General features: G+C 33.5%; 22 protein-coding genes. 11 read left to right on the top strand and 11 right to left on the bottom strand.

The window, feature by feature from the left end; all coding sequences use genetic code 11:
• The first annotated feature begins 167 nt into the window (after window positions 1–167).
• A complete protein-coding gene (locus BOW57_RS01815; protein ID WP_129052842.1) occupies window positions 168–1931 on the top strand; it encodes an AraC family transcriptional regulator in 1764 nt (587 codons plus the stop codon).
• Between the two features lie 40 nt (window positions 1932–1971).
• Here the strand turns inward: BOW57_RS01815 and BOW57_RS20765 are convergent, their stop codons facing one another.
• The 3 genes from BOW57_RS20765 to BOW57_RS01830 all read right to left on the bottom strand — a co-directional run bounded on the left by BOW57_RS20765 (window position 1972) and on the right by BOW57_RS01830 (window position 2584).
• Window positions 1972–2127, bottom strand: coding sequence for an rSAM-modified peptide (locus tag BOW57_RS20765; RefSeq protein WP_089053733.1), 156 nt, complete (start codon window positions 2125–2127; stop codon window positions 1972–1974).
• 80 nt (window positions 2128–2207) lie between these two features.
• The gene (locus BOW57_RS20770; protein WP_089053734.1) at window positions 2208–2366 is read right to left on the bottom strand and encodes an rSAM-modified peptide; all 159 of its coding nucleotides are present in this window, start codon (window positions 2364–2366) and stop codon (window positions 2208–2210) included.
• An 80-nt stretch (window positions 2367–2446) separates the two neighbouring features.
• On the bottom strand, window positions 2447–2584 hold the full coding sequence (locus BOW57_RS01830) for an rSAM-modified peptide (RefSeq protein WP_089053735.1): 138 nt from the start codon (window positions 2582–2584) through the stop codon (window positions 2447–2449).
• A 493-nt stretch (window positions 2585–3077) separates the two neighbouring features.
• On the opposite strand from BOW57_RS01830, the gene BOW57_RS01835 reads away from it, so the two are divergent.
• From BOW57_RS01835 to BOW57_RS01855, 6 genes are all read left to right on the top strand, one after another.
• A complete protein-coding gene (locus BOW57_RS01835; protein WP_129052843.1) occupies window positions 3078–4637 on the top strand; it encodes a vitamin K epoxide reductase family protein in 1560 nt (519 codons plus the stop codon).
• Between the two features lie 288 nt (window positions 4638–4925).
• Window positions 4926–5117 carry a hypothetical protein gene (locus BOW57_RS20555; protein WP_164973656.1) on the top strand — a complete coding sequence of 64 codons (192 nt, stop codon included), beginning with the start codon at window positions 4926–4928 and terminating at the stop codon, window positions 5115–5117.
• 382 nt (window positions 5118–5499) lie between these two features.
• The gene (locus BOW57_RS01840; RefSeq protein ID WP_129052844.1) at window positions 5500–5679 is read left to right on the top strand and encodes a hypothetical protein; all 180 of its coding nucleotides are present in this window, start codon (window positions 5500–5502) and stop codon (window positions 5677–5679) included.
• A gap of 502 nt (window positions 5680–6181) precedes the next feature.
• Complete coding sequence (locus tag BOW57_RS01845) at window positions 6182–6373, top strand: hypothetical protein (protein ID WP_123872341.1); 192 nt, start codon at window positions 6182–6184, stop codon at window positions 6371–6373.
• Between the two features lie 179 nt (window positions 6374–6552).
• The gene (locus tag BOW57_RS01850; protein ID WP_129052845.1) at window positions 6553–8745 is read left to right on the top strand and encodes a peptidase domain-containing ABC transporter; all 2193 of its coding nucleotides are present in this window, start codon (window positions 6553–6555) and stop codon (window positions 8743–8745) included.
• 2 nt (window positions 8746–8747) lie between these two features.
• A complete protein-coding gene (locus BOW57_RS01855) occupies window positions 8748–10043 on the top strand; it encodes an HlyD family secretion protein (protein ID WP_129052846.1) in 1296 nt (431 codons plus the stop codon).
• Here BOW57_RS01855 and BOW57_RS01860 read toward each other — a convergent pair.
• The 3 genes from BOW57_RS01860 to BOW57_RS01870 form a co-directional block, all read right to left on the bottom strand.
• Entirely contained in the window at window positions 10040–10747 is a 708-nt protein-coding gene (locus tag BOW57_RS01860; protein ID WP_129052847.1) for a tRNA1(Val) (adenine(37)-N6)-methyltransferase, read from the bottom strand. The two genes, BOW57_RS01855 and BOW57_RS01860, sit on opposite strands and share 4 nt — an antisense overlap.
• Before the next feature lie 80 nt (window positions 10748–10827).
• Window positions 10828–11352: a ribosome maturation factor RimM gene (gene rimM, locus BOW57_RS01865; protein ID WP_129052848.1), complete on the bottom strand. Its 525-nt coding sequence runs from the start codon at window positions 11350–11352 to the stop codon at window positions 10828–10830.
• A 15-nt stretch (window positions 11353–11367) separates the two neighbouring features.
• Window positions 11368–11931: a 30S ribosomal protein S16 gene (locus tag BOW57_RS01870; protein WP_089053745.1), complete on the bottom strand. Its 564-nt coding sequence runs from the start codon at window positions 11929–11931 to the stop codon at window positions 11368–11370.
• Window positions 11932–12129: 198 nt separating this feature from the next.
• On the opposite strand from BOW57_RS01870, the gene BOW57_RS01875 reads away from it, so the two are divergent.
• Both BOW57_RS01875 and BOW57_RS01880 read left to right on the top strand, forming a co-directional pair.
• Window positions 12130–12621 carry a DUF6252 family protein gene (locus BOW57_RS01875; protein WP_129052849.1) on the top strand — a complete coding sequence of 164 codons (492 nt, stop codon included), beginning with the start codon at window positions 12130–12132 and terminating at the stop codon, window positions 12619–12621.
• Window positions 12622–12748: 127 nt separating this feature from the next.
• On the top strand, window positions 12749–13099 hold the full coding sequence (locus tag BOW57_RS01880) for an RNA-binding protein (RefSeq protein WP_089053747.1): 351 nt from the start codon (window positions 12749–12751) through the stop codon (window positions 13097–13099).
• Between the two features lie 125 nt (window positions 13100–13224).
• On the opposite strand, the gene leuB is transcribed toward BOW57_RS01880, so the two are convergent.
• The 5 genes from leuB to leuC all read right to left on the bottom strand — a co-directional run bounded on the left by leuB (window position 13225) and on the right by leuC (window position 18859).
• Entirely contained in the window at window positions 13225–14280 is a 1056-nt protein-coding gene (gene leuB, locus BOW57_RS01885) for a 3-isopropylmalate dehydrogenase (protein ID WP_129052850.1), read from the bottom strand.
• Between the two features lie 157 nt (window positions 14281–14437).
• Window positions 14438–15958, bottom strand: coding sequence for an alpha-isopropylmalate synthase regulatory domain-containing protein (locus tag BOW57_RS01890; protein WP_129052851.1), 1521 nt, complete (start codon window positions 15956–15958; stop codon window positions 14438–14440).
• Window positions 15959–16002: 44 nt separating this feature from the next.
• Window positions 16003–16575 carry an O-methyltransferase gene (locus BOW57_RS01895; RefSeq protein WP_129052852.1) on the bottom strand — a complete coding sequence of 191 codons (573 nt, stop codon included), beginning with the start codon at window positions 16573–16575 and terminating at the stop codon, window positions 16003–16005.
• 122 nt (window positions 16576–16697) lie between these two features.
• Window positions 16698–17294, bottom strand: a complete 597-nt coding sequence (leuD, locus tag BOW57_RS01900; protein WP_129052853.1) for a 3-isopropylmalate dehydratase small subunit — start codon at window positions 17292–17294, stop codon at window positions 16698–16700.
• Between the two features lie 170 nt (window positions 17295–17464).
• Window positions 17465–18859 carry a 3-isopropylmalate dehydratase large subunit gene (gene leuC / locus BOW57_RS01905; RefSeq protein ID WP_129022587.1) on the bottom strand — a complete coding sequence of 465 codons (1395 nt, stop codon included), beginning with the start codon at window positions 18857–18859 and terminating at the stop codon, window positions 17465–17467.
• A 602-nt stretch (window positions 18860–19461) separates the two neighbouring features.
• Between leuC and BOW57_RS01910 the strand changes: the two genes are divergently transcribed.
• Together BOW57_RS01910 and dnaE are read left to right on the top strand one after the other, a co-directional pair.
• Window positions 19462–19881, top strand: a complete 420-nt coding sequence (locus BOW57_RS01910; RefSeq protein ID WP_129052854.1) for a DUF417 family protein — start codon at window positions 19462–19464, stop codon at window positions 19879–19881.
• A 165-nt stretch (window positions 19882–20046) separates the two neighbouring features.
• Entirely contained in the window at window positions 20047–24576 is a 4530-nt protein-coding gene (gene dnaE, locus BOW57_RS01915; RefSeq protein WP_129052855.1) for a DNA polymerase III subunit alpha, read from the top strand.
• Window positions 24577–24588: the final 12 nt, after the last annotated feature.

Genomic DNA, 24588 nt, shown 5'->3' on the forward strand with positions numbered 1-24588 from the left:
TTTTGTATAGTTTTACTAAACAAATTTACGCAATATAAATATAACAAAATGAAGTAAAATTGTTATATTTACAAGTATTAGTTATAAAATAATCACAAATAAGGCAAATTATTTTTAGTTTATTGATAATTTATAACCTAATTTTGAGATTCCAAAACATAAAATGAATGAGGCTGATCATCTCTTTTCTACTTCTTTTTGTTCTTAATAGTGCATTTGCTCAAGAGTCAAATGTAATGAACGAGAAGGAGTATTTATTATTGCAAGAAAAAATTCGACTAAATTTCAATGCAAATGTCGACAGTGCTCTTGTATATGCTTCACAAATGGCAAGATCAAAGAATTATAAACATTTGGCTTTTGCAAATGGATCAATGACTGCTATGTTTCAGCTTAAGGGTGATTCAAAAAAATCTAAGGAAAGTTATAAAGCAGCTTTACAATATTTAGAAAAGATACCAGATTCGAAAGAGAAGACGCAGCTCAAATCTTATATCTATAATTATGGAGGACTGGCTGAGACCTATCGAGGTAATTATGGAAAAGCTTTAGAAATTTACCAAGACGGAATGAAGTTGTCTTTACAAATTAATGATGTAAAACAACTGGTTAAGTTCAAGATGAATATTGCTTTAGTAAATGAGGCAGTAGGAAATTATCAATTATCAATTAAAAATGTAAAGCAAATTGATCGCTTTGTTGATGCAAATGAAAGTGTTTTTACTAAAGATCAATTTTTAAATCTAAAAAGTAATGTTAATCGGAGTTTGGCGAGTTCCTATGAAAGCTACTTTATGAAAAATTCAAGTAAAAGACATTTGCTTGATTCTGCCGAATATTACTATAAAAAAACCATAAATTATTCTCAAAATTTTGCTTCTAATAAAATAGTAGCAAAATTAAGTTTAGGGAACGTCTATAATTGGAAGGGCGATTATAAAAATGCGGAAAAAACATATTATGATGTTGTCTTTCTCTCCAGTCAAAATAATCAGAAAGACATATTGTGTGTTGCCAATTATAATTTAGGCGATATTTATTTTACAACTAAAAAGTACGATAAAGCATTGGTTTTTTTCAAAAAATGTGATTCGCTTTCTGCAATTACGAATGCTAATGCTATTGATTATTTAAAATCGAATTATTACCAAGCAAAAATTTACAATATTCAAAATAAACCAGAACTTGCTTATAAGCACTCAAGGATTTATTTGGATAATTATGAGAAGTTTGAGGAAAAGTTAAGTGCTGAAGCTTTAGAAGTTAACTATAAACAAGGTGTACATAATCTTACTGACGAGATGGTTACTATTGAAGAAAGGTATAAAAATGAAGTTCTGATAAATAGAGGCCTTAAGATTTTTTATGTATTAGTATTTGTAAGTGTTGTATTCTTATTAATTAAAAATATTAGAGATAAAAATAAGGCACATAAAAAAATGAATGCTTTAATAGAAGAATTTAAAGCAAATATCGAGAAGAAAAATAACAATGAATTAGTTGAGCCACAGCCAGAAATAGAAGAAGAAGTTCTAGAACTGGAAGAAGCACAGCTCAAAAAAGAAAATATTCCTTTAAGTATTGACGAAGCTAAAGAAAACAAAATTGTTGAAAAATTATTGGCTCTCGAGAGTAAATTAGAGTACTTAAATGCCGATTTTACATTGCCTTATGTTGCTAAGAAAATAAAAACAAATACAACTTATTTGTCTTATGTAGTTAATAAACGATTTGGTAAATCATTTGGAGAATATTCGAACGAGTTGAAGATTAATTATGTAATTAATGAAATGATTACCAATCATATGTATCGAAAGTATTCTACACAGGCTATTGCAGAAAGTGTTGGCTTTAAAAATGCTGTTTCTTTTGCTAAATCATTTCGCAAAAGAACTGGAGTATCTCCAGCTCAGTTTGCGAATAATATTTAGTGAGATAGTTACTCAGAGTAACATTTCTAGGAATCAAATTTTAATTAGCGCCTCCTAAACCTCCTTTTCCAGGATCAACAGGAGTTGGTGGAGTTTCATCCGTATTATTATCGTCCCCTCCTCGTACCATTTGTTGTTGTTGTTTTGATAATTCTTTTCCTTGAAAATCTTCGAATTTTAATTTTTGATTTGACATGATTTGATATTTTTAGTGTTGTGGGTTTTAAAAGTGTAGTATTCTTGTTTTGAATAAAGGTGTGTTTTTAAGAGAAGCTGTTAGTTTACTCCTCCTAATCCTCCTTTTCCAGGATCAACCGGCGGTGGCGGCGGCGTTACGTCGGTATCAGTATCGTCTCCTCCTCGTACCATTTTTTGTTGTTTTTTGGATAATTCTTTTCCTTGAAAATCTTCGAATTTTAATTTTTGATTTGACATGTTTTAATGTTTTTAGTGTTGTGGGTTTTTAAAACAGGGGCAGGTTCTAATCAAGATTTGGAGTTTTTTTTAAGTTTTTTTTAATTGGTACCTCCCAATCCTCCTTTTCCAGGGTCAATAGAAGATGGTGTAATTCCTCCTCCTTTTACTATTTTTTGTTGTTTTTCAGATAATTTTTCTCCTTTAAAATCTTCTAGTTTTTGTTTCAGATTTGACATGATTTGGTGTTTTTAGGGTTGCTAATTTTTTAATAAATGCAGTAGGCCTTCTGTCAAGATTTGGAGTTTTTGGGTATTTTTTTTAGTTGAATGAATAACTCAAAAATTGTTTTCGCAGATCATTTGAAAGATTTTAAGGGCGGCAAATCTTCTTTTTTGAACCTTGTTTTTTTACAATTTTTAGATGCGTTTTTTACTCAGAAATCTTTAAAATTTAGTTTATGATTTGTTGCGTTTTTGCATTTTATGTTTTCTGATTTGTCAAAACTAGATAAAATGAGAAACCCTTGATCGAAATTAGGGTTTTGAGGTTTTTGAGCTACTATTTTGATTTGTATTATATTGATTTTCAGATAATTGAATACTGTATTGTACTAGTTATAATTTATAAATTGTATGTAGTATAATTGATAAAATGTGTGCTTTTAGGATTATTTTTTGAATAAAAACAGCAATATTTGTACTGTAATTATGATTTAAACCAGTCCAAAGGATGTTAAAACTTATTCAAAAATTTCTTCAAATAAACAGATACTCAGAAGTGAAAAATGAGTTTAAGGATTTGTTTCTTTCTCATCCTAATTATCCAAGTTTATTTGCCATAACAGATTCTTTCGATTTACTGTCAATCGAGAATGCTGCAGTAAGAGTTTCTAAAGAGCAGATTGTTGATCTGCCTTCAAATTTTTTGGCTTATTTTAAAGATGAATTAACATTGGTAGAGCGAGCAAAAAACTTTGTTCGAATCAGCACTATAAAAAAAGGAGTTCAGAAAATATCATATGATAAATTTCTTTTAGATTGGAATGGAGTAATTGTGGCAATCGAACCGAATAATGTTGTTGCAAGAGAAAATTTAAAAGTTGAATTGAGCGGACTAAAATACTTCTTGCCATTTTTGCTTTTAGCAGGGTTATCATTTTTTTATAATGCATATACTTTTTATAGCGGTATATTTTTACTAACCTCGGCTTTAGGATTAGTTGTTAGTATTTTAATTGTTCAAGAAAAACTAGGTTTTAAAAATGGTGTTATTTCAAAGTTTTGTAATCTAAGTGCAAATTCATCATGCAGCTCAGTACTAAATTTCGATGAGCGTTATAGTGACAAATGGATTAGTTTTTCTGATCTTCCGCTGCTTTTCTTTGGAGCGTCATTTATAGCAATTTTAGTACAGCCTTTAAGTTCATCTGTTTTTGTTGGGTTCTTGAGTTTATTAGCAATTCCTGTAATCGTATCATCTATATGGATTCAAAAATTTGAACTTCAAAAATGGTGTGTAATGTGTTTAATGGTTTCGTTTTTAATTTTTACTCAAAGTTTAATTTGGTTTTCATCAGACTTGTTCACTTTGAATTTTAGTTTCGAGACGATTTTTCCATTTCTTTTTTCTTTAATTCTTCTTGTGCCAATTTGGTTTGTTATAAAATCAATTGCTAAAGATGTTCTTAGTAATGAAAACACTTTAAAAGAGCTAAAAAAGTTTAAAAGAAATTATTCATTGCTTGATTTCTTATCTAAAAAAGTTTCTTATACAAATGGACTTGAAGATTTAAGAGGATTAAATTTTGGAAATAGAAGTGCCGCTGTAAAACTTACTGTAATCGTAAGTCCAAGTTGTGTACACTGTCATAAAACATTTCAAGAAGCTTTTGATTTAGTATTGAAATTTCCTGATAAAATATTTTTGAACGTATTGTTTAATGTTAATCCTGAGAATGTCGATAATCCATATAAAGTTGTTGTCGAAAGGCTTTTGTCAATAAACAGATCAACTCCAGGAAAAACAGTCGAAGCGATTTCAGATTGGCATATTAAAAAAATGAGTCTGAAAAAATGGTTGAAAAAATGGCATGTTGATTCAGTGAGTATGGTTGTTAAACAAGAAATAAATAAGCAGTATGAATGGTGTTCTAAAAATAATTTCAATTATACTCCAGTAAAAATTGTAAATGAGAGCTTATTTCCAAACGAATATGAGCTAAATGAATTGAAGTACTTTTTAAATGATTTTGCAGAACCGAAAGAAGCAGTTCTTGAAAAAACAGCTTAGTTTGAAATAGAATAAGAATAGAGTTACCCCCCCCAAAACCGAATAAATCAAGAGTTATGTTAAAAAACATCTTAAATCTGGAAGGATCGCAAGAGATTACTGCCAGTGAACAAAAAACAATAATAGGTACAAACGTTAAAGAAACTAGTCCAAAATGTGATACATGGTATAGTAGATCTGGTTTGACCTTTGAAGATTGTGCCGAGTATTACTCGTTAGATTTGAATTACGCTGGTGTAAATTAAGATTGTGCAATTGTAAAAGATTCGAAAATAAATTGAAATAGTAATGTTAAAGAAAATTTTAAATCTGAAACATGCTCAGCATATTAGTAAAAATGAGCAGAAAACAATAAAAGGCGGTATTCCGGAATGCTGGGTATATGCAATGGAAGCCGGATGTGTGTTGATACCAAGCGGCGGGACATGTCCAATAAATATGGAAGCAGGTATTTGCGATACAAATCGCCTTTGCTGCTAGCTTTTTTGAAATTATTTAAAGTAATATACATACAGCCTTTTTTAAAATTTAGTCATGTTTTTTTTAATTTGTAGGCGCTCGATCGTGGAACATTGAGCAAATATCCCCACATTGATGATTGGTGTCGGGATTCTCAGGAAAAGTGGTCACTCGATTGGTTTTATTTGGTTAGGCTGATCAAGTGCCATCTCCTAGAGAAAAAATGGTTTTAGTGCGATATAGTGGTAATAGAAATAGTTCTTTCTTTTTTTATAGTAAAACAAAGTATAGTCAAATTGCTATAGTAAACTGATATATAATCAGATGTGTTAGAATAATTGAAGTACTAACAATAAAACAAAAAACTATGTTAAAAAACATTTTAAACCAAAAAGACACTTTTTTGTTAAGTGCAGCTGAGCAAAAAAATATAAAAGGAGGAGGTCCTATTAATCCTCCATCAAATTGTCGTTGTTCTTGTCCTGGTACAGGCGCTAATTCTTGTTTTTCGTATTGTCCTGATGGAACAATCCCAGCATTGAATGAAGGTAGTACAGGGAATTGTAAGTTTCCATTTGAATAAAAACCTTCAGAGCATTTTTTAATTAATAATATTATTCAAAATCAGTAAAAAGGTGTAGTGTATTTAGGTATTTAAAACCATAATTGCATATGCTTTGATATTGGATGAGAGTTTTATAAAAATTTTGCTTTCGGTTAAATTTTGAAATTATTTAAAGTAATATACATACAGCCTTTTTTAAAATTTAGTCATGTTTTTTTTAATTTGTAGGCGCTCGATCGTGGAACATTGAGCAAATATCCCCACATTGATGATTGGTGTCGGGATTCTCAGGAAAAGTGGTCACTAGGTTAGTTTTATTTGGTTAGGGCTGATCAAGTGCCATCTCCTAGAGAAATGGTGCTGCAAGCAGTATTTTATATTTATGGGAGGATTAGTTCTCTCTTTTTTTTGTCATAGAATTTAATAGTAATAAAAATACTACGATGTTTTTAAATTAAACAGACAGAGGCTTCGACTGTCTTAAAATGATCGAAGTATTAACAAATCAAAAAAACAAATCATGAAAAAATTAAAAGATTTAATTGGTATTGAAGTTTTAGGAGTTAATGAAAAGAAAAACATTATGGGCGGAGGACCTGGAATAGAGGCCTGTTATTGTCCAGGAACAAATATTTTTGCAGGTATTATACGTCCGGGCGATGGTGAAACTTGTGCCTCGGTTATTGAGGACGGTTGTCCGCTAGACAGCTAACCATAAAATATATTTAAAGTAAAGAAAGCTTTGTTGTTTTTTAACAAAGCTTTCTTGCTTTTTTATAGATTAGTTGAAAACCAATTATAAAAGGTAAAATTTAGCTGTTTAATTAAAGACTGATTTATATTTTAAGATTTTTTGTATAATATTGTTATGAATAAACCCAAATAGCAGAGTTGAAAAAATTCACGAGTTACAAACAAGCAGATTTTAAAGATTGCGGACCAACATGTTTAAAAATTATAGCTAAACATTATGGTAAAACAATTAATATTCAGGAGCTGCGCGATGCAAGCGAAACGACTCGTGAGGGAAGTAATTTGCTTTTTTTGAGTGATGCCGCAGAAAAAATTGGTTTTAGAACTTTAGGAGTAAAACTAAGTGCAGAACGACTTGAGGAGGCACCGCTTCCGTGTATTTTACATTGGAACAAAAACCATTATGTAGTACTTTATAAAATTAAAAAAGGGATTTATTATATATCAGATCCTGCTTTTGGTTTAATTGAATATAATAAAGAGGACTTTCTTAAATTTTGGATTGGAAATAACGCAGATGATTCGACCCAAGAAGGTATCGCTTTATTGATTGAGGCCACACCAAAATTTTTCCAATCTGAATTTGATAAGGAAGATGCTAAAGGAATTGGCTTTGGATTACTTTCGCAATATGTACTTCGCTATAAATCATTTTTGATTCAATTGTCTATAGGTTTATTAGCAAGCAGTTTGCTGCAGCTTATTTTTCCATTCCTAACGCAAAGTATTGTAGATATTGGAATACAGAATCAGAATATTCATTTCGTTTATCTAATTCTTTTTGCGCAGTTATTTCTATTTGCGGGAAGAACAGGTTTAGAGCTTATCAGGAGTTGGATTTTACTGCATCTTTCAACCCGCATCAATATTTCACTCATTTCGGATTTTTTTATTAAACTAATGAATCTGCCCATTTCATTTTTTGATGTGCGAATGACGGGCGATATTATGCAGCGTATAAATGACCATCGCCGAATTGAGAAAATCCTAACCACATCATCATTAAACGTTCTGTTTTCTATAATAAATATGTTTGTGATGGGAGCCGTTTTAGCCTATTTCAATTTAAAGATATTTTTAGTCTTTTTTGTCGGAAGCCTTCTTTACTTTGGATGGATAACATTGTTTTTAAAACGAAGAGAAGTTTTAGATTATAAACGCTTTGCCGAAGTCTCGCAGGAGCAGAGTAAAGTGATGGAGCTTATAAACGGAATGCAGGAAATCAAACTCCACAATGCCGAAAAACAAAAACGCTGGAGCTGGGAATATGTACAGGCCAGATTGTTTAGAGTTTCAATAAAAGGGTTAGTTTTAGAACAAACACAAACAATTGGTTCTTCGGTCATCAACGAATTAAAAAATATCTTCATCATATTTCTATCGGCAAAATTAGTCATCGACGGTTCAATTACATTGGGTATGATGCTGGCCATCAGTTCGATTGTAGGCAGTTTAAATGGGCCGGTAACACAGCTTATTGAATTTGTAAGAGAACTGCAGGATGCCAAAATATCATTGGCGAGATTGTCTGAAATTCATGAGAAAGAAGATGAAACTCAACAAGAAGTTCATCAAACAAATGATGTTCCTTTTGATGCTCCAATCGAAATCAAGAATATTTCATATCGCTATTTGGGCTCTGATATTCCGGTTTTGGATAATTTAAGTCTTGTAATTCCTCCAAATAAAATAACTGCGATAGTGGGCGTCAGCGGAAGCGGTAAAACTACTTTGATGAAGTTGCTGCTTAAGTTTTATGAGCCTGAAAAAGGAGAGATAGCTATTGGAAATTCGCAGCTAAAAAATATTTCTCAAAAAGCATGGCGTTCTAATATTGGTGCAGTGATGCAGGAAGGCTTTATTTTTAGTGATACCATTGCTAATAATATTGCTTTTGGAGTTGATATTATTAATAAAGAACGTTTAGTTTATGCAGCTGATGTGGCCAATATTAAAGAGTATATCAGTGAGCTTCCTCTTGGTTATAATACAAAAATTGGAGCAGAAGGTGTAGGAATGAGTACTGGACAGAAACAAAGATTATTAATTGCAAGAGCTGTTTATAAAGACCCCGAAATTTTATTTTTTGATGAAGCAACATCAGCTTTGGATGCCAATAATGAAAAGGAAATAATGAGAAAACTAGGTCTGTTTTTTGAAAATAAAACAGTAGTCGTAATTGCTCATCGATTAAGTACGGTTATGAATGCAGATCAGATTGTAGTTTTAGATAAAGGAAAAATTATAGAAATAGGATCTCATACTTCTTTGGTAGAACAAAAAGGAAATTATTTTGAATTGGTTAAAAATCAATTGCAGTTAGGAAATTAATTATGGCAGAAGAACATAACACTTTCGAATTAAGAAGCGAAGAAGTTCAAGACATTCTCACCAAAGTACCGCATTGGATGATTCGATGGGGAACGGTTTTGATATTTGTAATTATAGTGCTTCTTTTTTTTGTTTCCTGGTTTATAAAATATCCAGATGTTGTAAATACCGAAATTGTAATTACAACCAATATTCCGCCAGAAAAAATAGTTTCAAAGTCCTCAGGAAGGATTGAAGCTATTTTGGTAAAAGATAAAACAATCGTTTCTAAGAATACAACGCTTGCCATAATTGAAAACACAGCCAATTATAAAGATGTTTTTTTACTAAAAAGCATAATGGACAGCTATAATATTAATGATCCTAAAAAAGAATTTCCATTTACACAATTAAAAAACACACAACTAGGTGAAATTGAAAGTGCTTACGCAGTTTTTCAAAAAGATTATCAAGCTCAGGAATTAAATCATGATTTGCAGCCATTTGCAATTGAAAACAGAGCGCAAGTTTCTGAGAAAATTCAAATAAAAGAACGATTAGATATTCTTCAGCAGCAAAAATTGATTAACGAAAGCGAACTTCAGCTTCAAAAAAATGAAGTTGCCCGTTTCGAAGTCCTTTTTGCAAAAGGTATTATTTCTGCCCAAGAAATGGAAGCAAAGAAATTGAGTTTCCTGCAAGCACAGAAGAGTTATCGAAGCCTTTTAGCTTCGATTTCGCAATTAAAGTCCTCTTTGATTGATAATACAAAATCAAGTCAGAATTCGCAGATAAATAGCACAAAAGAAGAAGTGAATTTAGGACGAAATATGGCGCAGTCATTTTACCAGCTTAAGAAAGTGATTAAGGACTGGGAACTGACTTATACACTAAAATCGTCGATTAGTGGAACGGTTACTTTTTTACAGGTTTGGACAGAAAATCAAACGATAAATGCGGGAGACAATGTTTTTTCGATTATTCCGGATGCTAAAAACGGCTTTATTGGAAAAGTAAAAGCACCGGCATTAAATTCGGGAAAGATAAAAGTTGGACAAAAAGTAAATATACGTTTAGCTAATTTCCCAGATAGAGAATTTGGTGTTCTAAAAGGTAAAATTCGTAATATTTCGTTGGTGCCTGATAAAGATGGAAATATATTGTTAGACGTTGAACTGCCAAACGGATTAGAAACATCCTATAAAAAGCAAATTGTATTTCAGCAGGAAATGAAAGGAAGTGCCGAAATTGTAACCGAAGATCTTCGATTGATAGAAAGGATTTTATATCAGTTCAAAAGTATATTTGAGCAGGTCTAGAATTTCAAATAGAAATCTTTAGTTAATTCAATATATTCTGGAGTATAAACGTGACGATCAATTTCAATTGTTAGTTCATCGATTTCGATTTCTGACATTTCATTTCGGCTAAAAGCTAATAAACTGCGTTTGATTTCAGATTTTGGAGTTCCTTTTACACGCGTTATTTTTAACGGATATAATTCAGATTCTTTGGCTAAGGCGATAAATTTTTCTTCTTCTTTAAAAGGAAGGATTAAAGCAAATATCCCGTTTTCAGATAATAATAAATCGGCTGCTTCAACAAGTTCTTCAAAAGGCATTGCATCTTGAAAACGTGCTAAATCGCGTTGTTCATTTTCGGTTTTATAATCTTCGGCAAAAAAAGGCGGATTTGAAACAATTAAATCATATTCGTCTTCTGGTTCTTCTATAAATTCATCTAAACCAGCATGAAAACAAAATAAACGATCACCCCAAGGAGAATTTTCGAAATTTTCTACCGCTTGTTCATAAGCATCTTCATCAATTTCAAGTGCATCAATTTGTTCCGCATTTGTTCTCTGCGCAATCATTAAAGCAATAATTCCAGTTCCTGCACCAACGTCTAAAACACTAGACGGATTGTGATTTATTGGAGCCCATGCACCAAGTAAAACACCATCTGTGCCAACTTTCATTGCACAACGATCTTGATTAATAGAGAATTGCTTGAACTGAAACATTTTAATTTTTGATTGAAGATTAACGATTTTTGATTTCAGATAGAAAACTGAACACTAAAAACTGTAAACTGAATACTTTTTTAAAGGTACATTTCCACCAATCCTTCTGGAAGGTTCATGATTACTTTTTTATTCTCACGATCAATTTTTACCAAGAAATGATCAATCATTGGAACTAAAATTTCTACATTGCCATTTAAAACTTCAAAAAGCGGCTGTGCAGAAGAATCATTAATAGAAGTAATTTTTCCAAAAACACCTAAACGTTGGTCTTCGATTTCAAAACCAATTACTTCGTGAAAATAGAATTTGTTGCCAGAAAGTTTAGGCAGCATAGTTAATGGAAGATAGACAGCATTGCTAACTAAAGCATCTGCATTTTCTTCGGTATTTACATCTTCAAAACGAACTCTAAGAAAGTCGTTTTTGTGTAAAGAACTTGTTTCAATAAAAAAAGGAACCAAGTGTTTGTTATGTTCAACAAACACTGATTCCAGATTTTCGTATAACTCAGGTTCGTCTGTGTCTAAATAGATCAGAACTTCACCTTTGAAACTAAATTTTTTAGCGATTTTACCTAAATAAAAACATTCTTCTTTACGCATTATCGCTAGGTAAAATTATGCTTCAGTTGTTTCGTTATTCTCTTCAGCAGCAGGAGCTTCTTCAGTAGATGCTTCTACTTCAGCAACTTCTTCAACTGCAGGAGTTGCAGCAGCGATAGCGTCAGCTTCAGCCTGAGCCGCAGCAGCTAAACGTTTAGCGTTAACTTCTTTTTCAGCTTTTAAAGCTTTAGCTTTAACATCAGCTTGAGCTTTTGTTAAACCGTCTTTTTTAGCATCAACTTTTCCAGCTTTAGCCTCTAACCAAGCAGCTAATTTAGCATCAGCTTGTTCTTGAGTTAAAGCACCTTTACGAATACCTCCATCAAGGTGGTGTTTCAATAAAGCACCTTTGTAAGAAAGAATTGCTCTAGCAGTATCAGTTGGTTGTGCACCATTGTGTAACCATTTAACTGCACTATCAAGGTTTAAGTCGATAGTTGCTGGGTTAGTGTTTGGATTGTAAGTACCGATTTTCTCTAAGTATTTACCATCTCTTTTTGAGCGTGCATCTGCAGCTACAACCCAGTAAAAAGGTTTTCCTTTTTTACCGTGTCTTTGTAATCTAATTTTTACTGACATAATCTTATTGATTAAATTTTGAGGTACTCGACCTCTGTTAATTAAGGGCGCAAAGATATAATTTTTTTATCAATAATACGTTTCAAAAAGTATTAAATGCATTTCCAATCCAATTTTATTGATTTTTTGCCTTTTTCGATCTTATTATTGAGGCAATTATCTCTTAATGCGGTATTTTTGCACCAAATTGACTTAGATATGAAAAAATACTTTTATTTTTTATCGCTTTTTTTTATTGTCGCAGCTTGTACAGAAGATGTAAAATTTAATAATCCTGCTTTTCAAAGCTTAAAAGAAAATGTTTTTTGGAGAGCTCAAAGTTATAAGGCACATTTAGGTGAAAACGGCAGTATAGTGGTAGAAGGTTCTTTAGGGTATGAAAAGGTTATTTTGCAAATGGCTTCGACTGCAGAGCAAACTTTTACTTTAGGTAATGATGAACTTTCTAAGGCATCATACGAAAACAAACTGTCGACAGAATTGTCAGCATTTTCAACAGGTACGGATAAAGGCAGCGGACAAATTGTTATTACTGATTATGATAATGTGAACCATACGATTTCTGGAACGTTTAAATTTACTGCAGAAAACAATGATGAAACTAATACTGAAAAGCCTAAGATTAACTTTAAAGAGGGAGTCTTTTATAAAGTGCCAATTGAAGTGAGTGCTATAGAAAATAAGTTGTAGTTTTTTTCTCAGACATAGATTCTATAGAGGAATTATTAAAATCAAAATAAAAACATAAATAAACTAATATATAGTAGATTACAGAAAAATAAGACTACATTTGCTACATTATTATAAATAAGTACATATGAACATTTTTGTTGGAAGCCTTCCATTCAGTATTGAGGAAGCAGATTTAAGAGAGTCTTTCGAGGCTTACGGAGCAGTAGATTCAGTTAAAATTATCACTGATAAATTTACTGGAAGAAGCAAAGGTTTTGGTTTTGTTGAGATGCCAAACGATGCTGAAGCTCAAAAAGCAATTGATGAGTTGAACGGAGCTACTGTTCAAGGTCGTACAATTGTTGTAAATAAATCTGAACCAAAACCTGAAGGTGAAAGAAGAAGCTTCAATAACAACCGTGGAGGTGATTCTCGCGGAGGTTACGGAAACAACCGTGGTGGAAATGACCGTGGTGGTAACAGAGGAGGATATTAATATTTTTTTCTAAATATATAAAAGGGATCAACGAAAGTTGATCCCTTTTTTTGTGTTTAAAAATTGTTTCAAGTGTCAGGTTTCAAGTTTCAGCAACGTGAAACCTGAAACCAAAAATTAACTAATTATACATTCGCGGCTAACCAGTCACCAACTTCTTTAGTGCCGTATGCTTTGCCTCCATCAGCTAAATCTTCAGTAACTATTCCTGCTTCTAAAGCTTTGTTTACAGCATCTCTCATTGCTTTTCCTTCTTCCATCAATCCGAAGTTTTCGAACATCATAGCAGCAGATAAAATAGTTGCCATTGGGTTAGCGATGTTCAATCCAGTTGCTTGCGGATAAGACCCGTGAATTGGTTCAAACAAAGATACTTCAGCTCCCATAGAAGCAGAAGGCATTAATCCCATTGAACCAGAAATTACAGAAGCTTCGTCTGTTAAGATATCTCCAAATAAGTTTTCTGTAATTAATACGTCGTAAGAGTTTGGCCATTGTACCAAACGCATAGCTACAGCATCAACAAATTCGTAGCTAACTTCAACTTCTGGATACTCTTTTTCCATTGCCTGAACTGTTTCTCTCCATAAGCGTGAAGTTTCTAAAACGTTTGCTTTGTCAACGCAGCATAATTTTTTAGAACGTGTCATTGCTAATTCGAAACCTTTTTTAGCTAAACGTTGTACTTCCGCTCTTGTGTAAACACAATTGTCGTAAGCAGTATCTCCATTGTCTTTTCTTCCTTTTTCTCCAAAATAGATTCCACCAGTTAATTCTCTTAAGAAAACTAAGTCAGTTCCTTCGATTCTTTCTCTTTTTAATGGAGATTTATCCAATAATGAAGGGAACGTAAAAGTAGGTCTTACATTTGCAAACAAACCTAATGCTTTACGCATTTTTAGTAAACCTTGTTCTGGGCGTACTGGTGCAGAAGGATCGTTATCGTATTTAGGGTGGCCAATCGCTCCAAAAAGAACGGCATCAGCATTTTTACAAACTTCGTGTGTTGAATCTGGATAAGGTTCGCCTACTGCATCAATTGCAGCTGCGCCAGTTAAAGCTGGTTTCCAAGTTATTTCGTGATTGAATTTTTTTGCAATAGCATCAGATACTTTTACAGCTTCATTTATTACTTCTGGTCCGATTCCGTCTCCGGCTAAAAGGGCTATGTTTAATTTCATTTTTATTTTTTAAAAAGGTTCTAAGATTCTAAGTTGCTAAGGTTCTAAGTTTTTCTTCTTAGTGGCTTAATTTTGTTTTTTTAAGATTCTGAGTTACTAAGATTTTAAGTTCAAAGAAAAAAATCTTAGTAACTTAGAATCTTAGCATCTTAGAACCTTAGGCTATTACATTTAACATTTTCTGTGTTGCAATAATCGCTGCAACGGTTTGATCTGAGTCTAATCCGCGGGTTTTAAATTCTTTTTCGTTGTTTGTCCAAGTAATAATGGTTTCGCACAACGCATCAGAACTACTTCCTGGCGGGATTCTAACTGCGTAATCAATTAATTTTGGAAGCGTTAATTTTTTGCTTTTGTAAATTTTTGAAAGTGCATTCATAAAAGCATCAAACTGACCGTCGCCTTGTGCATTTTCTTCGATGATTTCATCGCCAAATTTCAGACACAAAGTTGTAGACGGACGCATTCCTTTTGAGTGTACTAATATATAGGACTCAATTTTTATTTTTTCTTCGTAAGTATGACTGTCCAAAACATCTGAAATAATGTATGGAAGATCTTCTTTGGTAACGGTTTCTTTTTTGTCGCCCAATTCGATAATTCTTTGAGTAACCAATTTCAAATCTTCGTTGTTTAGTTTTAAACCTAATTCCTGAAGATTTTTTTCGATATTGGCTTTTCCTGAAGTTTTTCCGAGAGCATATTTTCTTTTTCTTCCAAAACGTTCCGGAAGCAAATCATTAAAATATAAATTGTTTTTGTTGTCACCATCAGCATGGATTCCTGCAGTTTGTGTAAAAACATTATCTCCAACAATTGGCTTGTTGGCAGGAATTCTATATCCGGTAAAAGTTTCCACCAATTTGCTTACAGAATACAAAGATGTTTCTTTGATGTTGATGCTAACTTCTGGAAGATAATCATTTATAACAGCCACAGTACTTTCAAGCGGAGCATTTCCGGCGCGTTCTCCCATTCCGTTTACCGTTACGTGAAGTCCGTTTATGCCGGCTTTTATAGCTTCCATAACATTCGCAACGCTTAAATCGTAGTCGTTGTGTGCATGGAAATCAAAATGTATATTTGGATATTTTGCTCTAATTTTTGAGATGAATTCAAAAGTTAAAGACGGAATTAAAACGCCTAAAGTATCAGGAAGTAAAATTCTTTTAACGGGTTGCGTAGATAAGAAATCTAAAAACTGAAAAACATATTCAGGAGAATTTCGCATTCCGTTGCTCCAGTCTTCGAGATAAACATTAGTTTCAATATTATTTTCTTTTGCTAAAGCGATAATTTGTGCAATTTCAGAAAAATGCTGTTCCGGAGTTTTTTTTAATTGATGAGTTAAGTGATTCATGGAGCCTTTAGTCAATAAATTTTGCACTTTGGCACCAGCTTTTTTCATCCATTCTATTGAAACTCCTCCGTCAACAAATGTCAGAACTTCGATTCTGTCAATATAGCCGCGTTCTTCGGCCCATGTGGTAATGCCTTTTACGGCTTGAAATTCTCCTTCGCTCACGCGTGCTGAAGCAATTTCGATTCTATCAATATTTAATTCCTCCAACAATAATTGCGCAATGGTTAGTTTTTCTGCAGCAGAAAAAGATACTCCTGAGGTTTGTTCACCATCACGGAGTGTTGTATCCATTATTTCAATTTTTCTTTTTTCCATTATTATATTGTTAGCTTTTTAATGATAAGCTGATAGGTTGTGTTTTATTTTTTTGTTATCAGAATTAAACCTGTTGACCAGCACATTTTTGTAAGTTGAATGTCATTTCTTTTTTCTAAATCCCGAATAAGAATTTCAACATTTTTATTATGATTTTTTGGCCAGTTTTTTTGTGGTAACATATCATCAATTAAATAAATTCCTCCCGGTTTCAATAGTTGTAAAGTTTCTTCTAGAACTACATATTTGCCGGGCCAGGCATCAGCAAAAATTAAATCAAACTTTTCTCCGTTATAATTTAAAATCCATTTTTCGGCGTCATCGCAAACAAATGAAACATTTGGTTTTTGAAAATACTTTTTGGCAACATTTTGATATTCGGCTAAATTGTCAATGGAAATCAAGTTTGAATTCTCGTTCATTCCTTCAACCATCCACGCAAGTGATAATCCGGTTCCTGTTCCTAATTCTAAAAAATGACCATCTGTTTTTGTTGCGATTAATGTTCTTAGAAAACTCCCTGTTTGTAGATCGGATGGCATTGAAAACGAAATTTTTTCAGAATCAATTTTGATTTCCGAGTATGATTTTGGTAATACAATACTATTGTCGTTCATTTTTAGAAAGTTATAAATTAGGTTACATATCGCTATTTAATATCAGTTTTAAAATATAAAGCAGTTACGAAACTCAACTATAAAGTTGAAGTTTACGTAACTGCATTTTTATAGGTTGATGGTTAGTAAGGAAGTTTATCAGCAAAAGCCTGAATATCTTCTTTAATATTTTGCAAATAATCAATGTCATCAAAACCATTGATCATATTGTTCTTTTTGTATCCGTTAATCGCAAAAGATTCTGATTGGCCAGTTGCCAATAGAGTAATCGTTTGGTTTGGTAAGTTGATTTCTAATTCTGTTTTTGGATCAGCTTCAATGGCGCTGAAAATAGTTTCAGCAAATTCAGGGCTGACCTGAACAGGTAAAACACCAATATTTAAACAGTTTCCTTTAAAGATATCTGCAAAGAAACTAGAAACTACAGCTCTGAAACCGTAATCATAAACTGCCCACGCAGCGTGCTCTCTTGAAGATCCAGAACCGAAGTTTTTTCCTCCAACTAAGATTTTTCCAGAATAAGTTGAATCGTTTAAAACGAAATCAGCTTTTGGAGAATCATCTCCGTTGTATCTCCAGTCTCTAAAAAGATTGTCTCCAAAACCTTCACGCTTTGTAGCTTTTAAGAAACGAGCCGGAATGATTTGATCTGTATCTACGTTCTCAATTGGCAGCGGCACTGCACTGCTGGTAAGTATATTAAATTTATCGTATGCCATTTTGATTTTTGATTTTAGATTAACGATTTCTGATTTTAGATTTGTTGTTGTATCTTAAAATTGTAATCGTTAATGTTTTTTGTAAAATGTAAATTGAAATTTTAGAAGATTTTTTAATGAAGCGTATCGAAATCTGAAATCAAAAATCGTTAACCTTCATTTCTAAATCTTTAAAAAAGCTCTCTCGGATCTGTTAGTTTTCCTGTAACAGCAGCTGCGGCAGCCATAATTGGACTTGCTAAAAGCGTTCTTGAACCAGGACCTTGACGACCTTCAAAGTTTCTGTTTGAAGTACTTACCGCATATTTCCCTGCAGGAACTTTATCGTCGTTCATGGCTAAACAAGCAGAACAACCCGGCTGACGTAATACGAAACCAGCTTCAGTCAAAATATCTAAGATACCTTCTTCTTTAATCTGAGCTTCAACAACATGAGAACCCGGAACTAACCAAGCGGTAACATTATCAGCTTTTTTTCTTCCTTTTACAATTTCGGCGAAAGCTCTAAAATCTTCAATACGTCCGTTTGTACAACTTCCTAAGAAAACATAATCAATAGGTTTTCCAATCATCACATCGTCTTCGTGGAAGCCCATATAAGCTAAAGATTTTTTGTAAGTTTCCTCGCCGCCTTCAACTTCTTTTGCACTTGGGATATGTTTTGAGATACCAATTCCCATTCCTGGATTAGTACCGTAAGTAATCATTGGTTCAATGTCTGAAGCCTTGATGTTTAATTCAGCATCAAAAACGGCATCAGCATCAGTTTTTAAAGTTTTCCAATATTCAACAGCTTTTGTCCAAGCTTCTCCTTTTGGAGCGTATAATCTTCCCTCAAGGAAATCGAAAGTAGTTTGATCAGGAGCGATCATTCCTCCACGAGCACCCATTTCGATACTTAAATTACAAACTGTCATACGACCTTCCATAGTCATGTTTTCAAAAACATCACCAGCATATTCAACAAAATATCCTGTACCTCCAGAAGTAGTTAATTGCGCAATAATATAAAGTGCAACGTCTTTTGGACCAACACCTTTGCTTAATTGACCGTTTACGTTAATACGCATTTTCTTTGGTTTAGGCTGCATAATACATTGTGTAGAAAGCACCATCTCCACCTCAGATGTTCCAATACCAAAAGCGATAGCTCCAAAAGCACCGTGAGTAGACGTATGCGAATCTCCACATACAATAGTAGCACCTGGCAAAGTAATTCCGTTTTCAGGACCAACTACGTGTACAATTCCATTTTTTTGGTGACCTAATCCCCAGTGCGAAATTCCGTATTCGTTTGCATTGTCTTCAAGAGCTTGAAGCTGGTTTGCAGATAAAGGATCTTGAACTGGTAAATGTTGGTTTATGGTTGGTGTATTGTGATCTGCAGTTGCAAAAGTACGTTGTGGGTATAAAACGTTAACGCCTCTTGATTTTAATCCTAAAAAAGCAACAGGACTCGTAACTTCATGAATGAAATGGCGGTCAATAAAAAACACATCTGGTCCATCTTCAATTTTACGCACTACATGTGAATCCCATACTTTGTCAAATAATGTCTTACTCATTTTTATTTTTTTTAAATGTAATTTCTATAACTACAGCATTTTCCTGTTCATTATAATAGCAAAACAAAAGTAAAAAAAGATACAAAGGCGTCAATTTCAATATTTCATTATATACGATACCCAAACTAAAATACAAATTGCGAAATGGCTTTTTTTGTCTTCAATTTTTGTATAAAAATGAATAAGGAATTGATTTTATTTTTCTTTTTTTGCTTAAATCCTGCTTAATTGTTTTTTGTTTTGATAGTTTGCAAATTTATTTCAAAATAGCTGTAAAAAAGAGCGTTTTGTTTGAAAATATGTAACAAATTGAGTAAAAATAGTAATAATTAGTAGTTTTGGTTTCTTTTTTTTGTTTTTGAAATCAGGCGTTTACGCACTTTTAAAAGCATTTAGAATTAGATTTTAGAAACATTTTTCATGTCTTTTTTTAGATAAAATAATACGACATCCAAGAAGTGTATTTTTTTGTTTTTTAGAATGAAATTAAATGAAAACTAAAATATCATACTTGGTAAATTGATTGATTATGACAACTAGCTGACAATTACTTTTAAAAAGAACTTCTAATATTGAAACCTCTAATTTTAAATAAATATACCATGAATTTAAATCAATTCGCTTACAGATTGGGAGTTTTAGGAACAGTAATTATTTTAATCTGGGTAGGTCTTTTCAAATTTACTATCGTCGAAGCCGAAGCAATAAAAGGCTTGGTCGAGAATCATTTTGCAATGAGCTGGATGTATAAAGTTATGTCAGTACAGCAGGTTTCTAATTTTATCGGAATTTTTGAAGTTCTTACTGGGCTGGGATTGCTTGCTTCTTTATTTCTTAAGAGAATCGGTCTTTATGCTGGCTGCGCTTCTGCTATTATATTTGTTACAACATTAAGTTTTTTAATCACAACTCCAGGTGTTTTTAAAAGTGTAGAAGGTTTTCCCGTAACTGATTTTTTTATTTTAAAGGATATTCCATATTTGGCAATTTCGTTAATGGTTTGTGTAAAAGGGAAGGAATAAAATAAGTGCTTTTCTTAACAAATTCACTAGCTGAATTGTTTAAAAAAAGACTAAATTTGAATTTCCTCTATTCTATAGTTTACTATTTTGTACAGCGCATTAAATCAGTGTTTTATGTGTTGTAAAATTTGGATTTTGGAACTTTAATTTTGCCTTTTTAAACTTATGTATTTAATATTCGATACCGAAACTACTGGATTACCAAAACGCTGGGATGCTCCAATAACTGATTCTGATAACTGGCCTCGCTGTATTCAGATCGCATGGCAGCTTCATGACGAAATGGGACAGCTTATTGAACATCAGGATTATTTGGTAAAACCAGATGGATTTAATATTCCGTATGATGCAGAACGTATTCACGGTATTTCGACTGAATTAGCAGAAGCGGATGGAATCTCGCTGGCAGAAGTTTTAGAGAAATTCAATATTGCTTTAAGTAAAACTAAATTTATTGTCGGTCAGAATTTAGGTTTCGATGTTAATATTATGGGAGCTGAATTCCATAGAATGGGTGTAGATTCGCCAATGAGCACAATGCCTGTTCTGGATACCTGTACAGAAGTTACGGCTTCGTTATTACAGCTTCCAGGAGGTCGTGGAGGAAGATTTAAATTGCCGACACTAACAGAGTTACACAGTTATTTATTTGATAAACCTTTTGCAGAAGCGCACAACGCAACTGCCGACGTTGAGGCAACGACTCGTTGTTTCTTGGAGTTAATTAGAAGAGAGGTTTTTACCAAAGAAGAACTTGATGTTCCGAAAGAGTATTTTAAAGAATTTCAGGCAAGAAATCCGCAGGAATTTCCTTTAATTGGTTTAAAACACATCAATTTAAAAGCGGCTTCTGATAAAATCAGAGAGCAGCTAAAAGCTTTAGAATCTGTTGGTAAAGAACCTGCAGTTTCGCATTCTGACAGAGAAGATTTTAAAGCAGCAAAATATTCGCATTTACACAATCATACACAGTTTTCGGTTCTTCAATCGACGATCGGAATTGGGAATATTGTTGCAGCTACTGCTAAAAACGGAATGCCTGCTGTTGCCATGACCGATACCGGAAACATGATGGGAGCATTTCACTTTGTGAGCGCCGTTATGAATCACAATAAAGCGGCTTCCGGAAAAAATAAAGCTTTGGTAGAAGCTGGTGAAGAACCAACAGAAACCGAAATAAAACCAATTGTCGGCTGCGAATTTAATGTTTGTGAAAACCATTTAGATAAAAGTAAAAAAGACAACGGAAACCAGATTGTATTGTTAGCCAAAAACAAAAATGGATATCACAATTTGGCTAAAATGTCTTCCATCGCTTTTACCAACGGATTTTACTATGTTCCTAGAATTGATCGTGCGATTATCGAAAAATACAAGGAAGATATTATGGTTTTGTCTGGAAATTTATATGGAGAAATTCCGAGTAAGATTCTGAACATTGGTGAAAACCAAGCCGAAGAAGCGTTAATTTGGTGGAAGGAACAATTTGGTGATGATTTTTACCTAGAATTGATGCGCCATAATCAGGAAGATGAAAATCGCGTAAACAAAACTCTGATTGAATTTTCGCAAAAGCATAATGTAAAGCTAATTGCAACCAATAATACCTATTATTTAAATAAAGAAGATGCCAATGCGCACGATATTTTACTTTGTGTAAAAGACGGTGAGAAGCAGGCAACGCCAATTGGTCGTGGTCGTGGTTATCGCTACGGACTTCCAAATCAGGAATATTATTACAAGTCCGAAGAAGAGATGAAAAAACTCTTTGCTGATTTGCCGGAAGCCATTATTAATATTCAGGAAATTGTCGATAAAGTAGAAGGATATTCACTTTATAGAGATGTATTGCTTCCTAAATTTGATATCCCGCAAGAATTTGTTGTTGAAGAAGATGAAGCTGATGGAGGTGTTCGTGGTGAAAATAAATACCTGCGACACCTTACAATGGAAGGAGCTAAAAGGAGATACGGAGAAATTACAGAATCAATTCAAGAACGTCTCGATTTTGAGTTGTTAACGATTTCGAATTCAGGATATCCGGGTTATTTCTTAATTGTACAGGATTTTATTGCCGAAGCTAGAAACATGGACGTTTCGGTTGGGCCTGGTCGTGGATCTGCAGCGGGTTCTGCCGTTGCTTACTGCCTCGGGATTACTAATATTGACCCAATTAAATACGATTTGCTTTTTGAGCGTTTCCTAAATCCTGACCGTGTATCGATGCCCGATATTGATATAGACTTTGATGATGAGGGTCGTGGACGTGTAATGGAATATGTAATCAACAAATACGGTCAAAAACAGGTTGCGCAAATTATTACTTATGGTAAAATGGCAACCAAATCGGCTATTCGTGATACGGCTCGTGTACTGGATTTACCATTATTTGAAGCCGATAGAATTGCAAAACTGATTCCGGGAATGATGCCGTCAAAATGGAATTTGGCGCGTTTTATTTCGGAGAGTGAAGAAGAGGTTAAAAAAGCACTTCGTTCAGACGAATTTGATAATGTAAAAGAATTAATCGCGATTGCCAATGAAGATGATTTGGCAGGAGAAACCATTCAGCAGGCAAAAATCCTTGAAGGATCGATGCGAAATACGGGAATTCACGCGTGTGGAGTTATCATTACACCGTCAGATATTACGAATTATGTTCCTGTAACGACAGCAAAAGATTCTGATTTATACGTAACACAGTTTGATAACTCGGTTGCAGAAAGTGCGGGATTGTTGAAAATGGACTTCTTGGGTCTGAAGACCCTTACGCTGATAAAAGATACAGTAAAACTGGTAAAATATAGAACAGGAATTGAATTGGATCCAGATACCTTTCCAATCGATGACGAAGAAACGTATGCGCTTTTCCAAAGAGGTGAAACTGTTGGAATCTTCCAATATGAGTCACCCGGAATGCAGAAATACATGAAAGATCTAAAGCCGACGGTTTTTGGAGATTTAATTGCCATGAATGCACTTTATCGTCCAGGACCTTTGGAATATATTCCATCTTTCGTTCGAAGAAAAAACGGCGATGAGGAAATCAAATACGATTTAGATGCCTGTGCGGAATATTTGTCTGAAACCTATGGAATTACAGTTTACCAAGAGCAGGTAATGCTTTTGTCTCAGTCTTTGGCAGGATTTACAAAGGGTGAGGCCGACGTTTTGCGTAAAGCGATGGGTAAGAAGCAAAAGGATGTACTAGATAAAATGAAGCCAAAGTTTGTGGAACAAGCGGCGCAAAAAGGTCACGATGCTAAAGTTTTGGAGAAAATTTGGAAAGACTGGGAAGCTTTTGCGAGTTACGCCTTCAACAAATCGCACTCGACTTGTTATGCTTGGATTGCCTATCAAACGGCTTATTTGAAAGCGCATTATCCTGCGGAATATATGGCAGCGGTGCTTTCGAATAACATGAATGATATTAAACAGGTTTCCTTTTTCATGGAAGAATGTAAACGTATGGGATTACAAGTTTTGGGGCCAGACGTAAATGAATCGTATTATAAATTTACAGTAAATGATGATTACGCAGTTCGTTTCGGAATGGGAGCGATTAAGGGTGTTGGTTCTGGAGCGGTTGAAACGATTGTAGAAAACAGAAAAGACGGAAGATATAAATCGATTTTTGATTTGGCGCAGCGAATAGATTTGCGTGCAGCCAATAAAAAAGCGATTGAAAACTTAGTACTTGCTGGTGGTTTCGACTCTTTTGAAGGAACAACCAGAGCACAATATTTTCATGATGATGGCGATGGAATTACATTTTATGAAAAAGCAATTCGGTATGGATCAAAGTTTCAAGAAAATGAAAATTCATCACAAGTAAGTTTGTTTGGAGAAGCAAGCGAAGTGCAGATTGCAGAGCCAATTATTCCTGCATGTGAAGATTGGAGTACAATGGAAAAACTGGCCAAAGAAAAAGAAGTTGTCGGGATTTATATTTCCGGACATCCGCTTGATGATTTTAGATTTGAAATGAAGTATTTCTGTAATTCTCGACTAGAATCATTGAAAAGCATGAATGAATTTGTGGGTAAAAATTTAAACTTTGCCGGAATTATTAATAATGTACAGCACCGTGTGGCAAAAAACGGAAAAGGCTGGGCAGTGTTTAACTTAGAAGGGTATGATGAAAGTTATGAGTTTAAGATTTTTGGAGAAGAATATCTTAAATTCCGACATTTCCTGATACAGAATAATTTTGCCTTTCTAAAAATACTAATAAAAGATGGTTGGGTAAACCATGATACGGGTAAGAAATCAGATCCAAGAATGCAGTTTGTCGAAATCAGACAATTGCAGGATATTATGGAGGCTTTTGCTAAAAAATTGATTGTTTTACTAAACATTCAAGATCTTCAAACCGAATTTATTCATAGATTAAGTCATTTATTTAATGAAAATAAAGGCGAAAATTCGGTGACTTTTGAGATTATGGAATTGGAAAAAATTAAACGACTTGTTGAGGTAGAAACTCCTACTGATTTTGAAGAAAGTGATGATGCTGTTTTTGAAGATGAAAATGAAGATGCGGCGCAAGAAACCAAAATTCAAGAAGTAAACGAAATTGAAGAAATAAAAGTTGTTACCAAATTAACAATGCCAAGCCGAAGATTAAAGATTAGGATTTCTGCTGAGCTGCTTCAGGAATTAGAGAAATTACAGGTAAATTTTAAGCTGAACTAAATTTTAACAGTT

This window comes from Flavobacterium sp. YO64, assembly GCF_004119505.1.
Lineage (GTDB): Bacteria > Bacteroidota > Bacteroidia > Flavobacteriales > Flavobacteriaceae > Flavobacterium > Flavobacterium oncorhynchi.